General features: G+C 37.5%; 6 protein-coding genes. 2 read left to right on the forward strand and 4 right to left on the reverse strand.

Annotated elements, in window-relative coordinates; all coding sequences use genetic code 11:
- From AC4GME_RS16765 to cyaY, 4 genes are all read right to left on the reverse strand, one after another.
- On the reverse strand, positions 1 to 813 hold an 813-nt coding region (locus AC4GME_RS16765; RefSeq protein ID WP_490379822.1), incomplete at its 3' end, for a pentapeptide repeat-containing protein.
- Between the two features lie 66 nt (positions 814 to 879).
- Complete coding sequence (gene coaD / locus AC4GME_RS16770) at positions 880 to 1365, reverse strand: pantetheine-phosphate adenylyltransferase (protein WP_490379823.1); 486 nt, start codon at positions 1363 to 1365, stop codon at positions 880 to 882.
- Between the two features lie 2 nt (positions 1366 to 1367).
- The gene (locus AC4GME_RS16775) at positions 1368 to 1601 is read right to left on the reverse strand and encodes a hypothetical protein (protein WP_490379824.1); all 234 of its coding nucleotides are present in this window, start codon (positions 1599 to 1601) and stop codon (positions 1368 to 1370) included.
- A 544-nt stretch (positions 1602 to 2145) separates the two neighbouring features.
- Positions 2146 to 2460 carry an iron donor protein CyaY gene (gene cyaY / locus AC4GME_RS16780; protein ID WP_490378425.1) on the reverse strand — a complete coding sequence of 105 codons (315 nt, stop codon included), beginning with the start codon at positions 2458 to 2460 and terminating at the stop codon, positions 2146 to 2148.
- A 126-nt stretch (positions 2461 to 2586) separates the two neighbouring features.
- Here cyaY and lptM point away from each other — a divergent pair, with 126 nt between their 5' ends.
- Both lptM and lysA read left to right on the forward strand, forming a co-directional pair.
- Positions 2587 to 2835, forward strand: a complete 249-nt coding sequence (lptM, locus tag AC4GME_RS16785; RefSeq protein ID WP_490378424.1) for an LPS translocon maturation chaperone LptM — start codon at positions 2587 to 2589, stop codon at positions 2833 to 2835.
- Positions 2836 to 2928: 93 nt separating this feature from the next.
- The coding region (lysA, locus tag AC4GME_RS16790; RefSeq protein ID WP_490379825.1) for a diaminopimelate decarboxylase at positions 2929 to 4154 on the forward strand (1226 nt) is incomplete at its 3' end.

The raw sequence follows: 4154 nt of genomic DNA on the forward strand, positions 1-4154 counted from the left end.
GTTCTGCTCTAAACTACTTTGTAGCGAAAAAACCTGATATTCGCCCGCAAAACGTAAACCAAAAAGATAATAAAAAAGGCTACTTATAAAAATCAACACCCATGAAAAAAAGATCACCCGTAAAGGGTCTTCACCATAACCACAAAAGAGATCAACAACTTTAGAATACAAACGGCTCATTGAATAAGGTGGTTGCTGATAACGACGCATGGTCAACTCTTTACGTAAATAGGGTCCCGCTAAGGTAAATAAACCTTGGCTTTCACTGGTTTTACGTAAGTTACGGTAAACCTCTTCCGCTTGTTCATAATAATCATAGGCTTGCTTGTGCTCACCTTGTGCCTCTAACGCTTTAGCACTGCTTTCTTGGATGATTGTTTTCCCTGTTTTAATATGCTCAATTTTTGTTTTATTAAATTTAACCCCCAATAAATTACACTCTTCAAGGTGTGCGCAATGAATGTTGGCGTGTGAAAGATCGGTTTTCATTAAACTTGCGCGGATTAAAACAATATTAAAGAGATGCGCACCTTTTAAATTTGCCCTATATAAATCTGCACCAGTTAGATCAAAACCTTGTTTACAACCGTGATTAACCAGATTTAAATTTTCTAAATTTGCATTTTTTAAAGAGATGCCATGCATCATGCCGCCACTGCGCGCATATGCTTCTAATTTTGTGGCTGTATCAGGGTTTGACTTATCCGTTGCATGATCATGCCAGTAACAAAACTCGGATGAGTGAGAAGGTGCATGGCAACGTTCACCAAGATGATTGACATAACGACAGATTTCATTTTGATAGTCAGACATAAAGACAGCCCTTTCTGCAACTTAGTTTAATAAGTATAGAAAGGGATGTTATATCTGCATATAGAGTTAACTATTATTAGCTTGTTTTGTTAATAATGCTTTTTTAACGCATAGCGGAGCAAACGAATGAATATCACCATTATGCTTGAATACTTCTTTAACAACGGTTGATGAGATAAACCCAGTTCTGGCATTTGCAGGTAAAAGAATAGTTTCCAAGAGAGGGTTTAAGGTTTTATTGACCTGTGAAAGTTGCACTTCATAATCAGCATCTGTCGCTCCTCTGATCCCCCGAATCAAAGCCTGCGCCTGTTGCTCGACAGCAAAATCGGCAAGCAATCCGGAAAAGGGAATCACTTCGATACCCGGGATATCTGCAGTTGCCTCTTCCAACAAAGCACAACGCTCCTCTAAACTAAACAGTGGTTTTTTACTGGTATTGACCGCCACAGCTACAACAACTCGCTGTGCCAGTTTGCTTGCTCTGCTTAACAGATCAAGATGCCCGTTAGTTACCGGATCAAAAGAGCCGGGAAATACAACCGTTTTCATATTTATTCAACCACAGCATCATTGATAGCTTTCAATTCATCACGAGCGGATTCCGCATTCCAGTAAAAACTATACCAAGGATCTTGGTTCTCTTCGGAACGAAACTGTTTTTTCGGAAATTCAATCGAAATATAATTATCATCAAAGGAATATACCGACGCACCAATCTCAACGTCACTGGCTAGCCAGAACAGTATCAATGCAACAAAAGGATAGACGAAAAACAATTTAAACATAACCAGTCCTATTAAATTTTAGTGTGTGTATTCTAGCGTTTATCAAATAAATAATCTGAAAATAAAAATAACGCAATAATAAATTAAACCGCGCTATTTTTATAAGTGATTGTTTATTAACTAATGTCAACATATCCAGCTGAAATTTGTAAAAACAACGCTTATATCGCAATAAAAAAACTATTATTTTTGTATTCAATAAAAAAAACATTTTAAAACAAACAATTATTTTCATGCTTAAAAAAAGAACAGTTTCAGATCTGACATTTCCTTTTTTTCATTTAATAAATGCTCTACATTTATAGCTGTTATTTAAATGCAACAGGAGATAATTGCCATGAATTACAGCAAAGTAATAATTAGCGAAGTAATGAAAAGCACATTTTTAACCTTAGCATTATTTATACTGTTTGATATCATTATTCAAGGATACAGTGCTTACCACAACTGGGTTTTAACAATATTAACAGGGGTGTTTTCTGCGTATTGTTTAATAATCAGGCATCACTCTATGCACAAAGAATAAAGCACATTTCCTAGGTGGTTAACTAAAAACCACCTTTTCTTGGCATTGTTTAAAAATAGCAGCAGACAAAAAACTTAAAAATTCATCCCCACTACGATCATCAATCCATTTTTCCTCTTTATAATCATAATGATGACCATTTTCTAGGGTGGCCAACCAAATTTGATGCAGTGGTTGCTGACGATTAATAATGAACTTGACGCGGTTTTCAAACTCCAGTGTTAACAAGCCGCCATTTTGGTCATAATCCACATCTGCACCGGATTCTTCGATCTTATCTTCTATTTTTTGATAAAGCTTGTCAGCTAATTGTTGAAATTCACTATCATTCATCTTACTTGCCCTTTGCTTTTGAACAATGAAGTGAGATTATATACTCAAACTATTTGAAAATGTACAATTCAGTCATTCCAAGAGGTTTGGCTATCGAGCGCTAAAAATAATTAACCAAGGTAAGGCATGAAAAATATCAAGTTATTAATAGTTACATTCCTTTTTTCAAGTTTATTAATAGGTTGCGGCATGAAAGGCCCGCTTTACCGAGCGCCGGTAACACAACCGGTGTCAGCCGTTGCGCCAGTGGATGAAAAAGCAGAATCACAATCGGGCCAAGAACAAACAGAGCAAGATAACTCTGAAAACAACTCAGAGAGTGCAACAGAAGAAAACCCAGATAACAGTTCTGAAAATACAACGACAAGCAAGTGATAGAAAGCACAACGTTTAACTTTCCCTATCGCTATTAAGCTTCTTAGTCGCTAGGTTACTAACTATATTTAAGCAAATAAAAAGGATTTAAAATTGGATCACTTTAATTATCAAAATGATGGTCGTCTTTTTGTTGAAGGACTACCTGTTGAGCAAGTTATCGAAAAAGCAGGTACGCCAGCTTATATTTATTCTCGTGCAACCATTGAACGTCATTGGAATGGTTTTGATAAAGCCGCGGGTGAGCACCCTCACCTTATCTGTTATGCCGTAAAAGCCAATTCAAACCTGGGGGTTTTAAACCTGATGGCACGTTTGGGCTCAGGCTTTGATATTGTTTCAGTTGGAGAACTACTGCGCGTTATCCAGGCAGGAGGCGATCCGAAAAAAGTTGTTTTCTCTGGTGTGGGTAAAACCGAAGTTGAAATTGCCACCGCATTACAAGCAGATATTTACTGTTTTAATATTGAATCTATTTCAGAGCTATACCGAATTAACTCTGTCGCAGAGAGCTTAAATACAAAAGCGCCAATCTCAATTCGTATTAACCCAAATATTGATGCTGGCACGCACCCTTATATTTCAACCGGACTAAAAGAGAATAAATTCGGTATTGAAATAGAGCAAGCTTCAACGGTTTACCATCTTGCCAATGAACTTGAGTTTATTGATGTAAAAGGGGTTGATTGTCATATTGGTTCGCAATTAACTGAAATAGAACCTTTCCTGGAAGCATTAGATAAATTATTAGAGTTGATCGATCAACTAGAAGAGCAAGGTATTAGTATTTCCCACCTTGATTTAGGCGGCGGTTTAGGTGTGCCTTACGATAAAGAAACACCGCCAGCGCCAACGGAATATATGAATGCCATTATAAACAAAATGGGTGAGCGCAAGCTGAAACTTATTTTTGAACCTGGTCGTGCAATTATGGCCAACGCCGGGGCATTAGTAACCAAAGTTGAATTTTTAAAAATCAACGATCATAAAAACTTTGCCATTGTTGATGCGGGAATGAACGATCTTATTCGCCCAGCGTTGTATAGTGCTTGGCAAAATATCATTCCACTTAATAATAACTTGCTTGATTCCGCAACTCGTCCATTACGCACTTATGATATCGTTGGTCCTATCTGTGAAACGGGTGATTTTTTAGGTAAAGAGCGACAATTAGCATTAGCTGAAGGTGATTACCTGATGGTACGCAGCGCCGGTGCTTATGGTGCAACAATGAGTTCAAACTATAACTCTCGTTGCCGCCCGGCTGAAGTGATTGTTGATGGTGAAAAAGCCTTTGTTGTTCGTGAGCGTGAAGAACA

The organism is Psychromonas sp., assembly GCF_983033635.1.

Bases quoted from the DNA above. Each gene is read 5' to 3' on its own strand.
- coaD (WP_490379823.1), bottom strand. From the start codon at position 1,365: ATGAAAACGGTTGTATTTCCCGGCTCTTTTGATCCGGTAACTAACGGG.
- AC4GME_RS16775 (WP_490379824.1), bottom strand. From the start codon at position 1,601: ATGTTTAAATTGTTTTTCGTCTATCCTTTTGTTGCATTGATACTGTTC.
- cyaY (WP_490378425.1), bottom strand. From the start codon at position 2,460: ATGAATGATAGTGAATTTCAACAATTAGCTGACAAGCTTTATCAAAAA.
- lptM (WP_490378424.1), top strand. From the start codon at position 2,587: ATGAAAAATATCAAGTTATTAATAGTTACATTCCTTTTTTCAAGTTTA.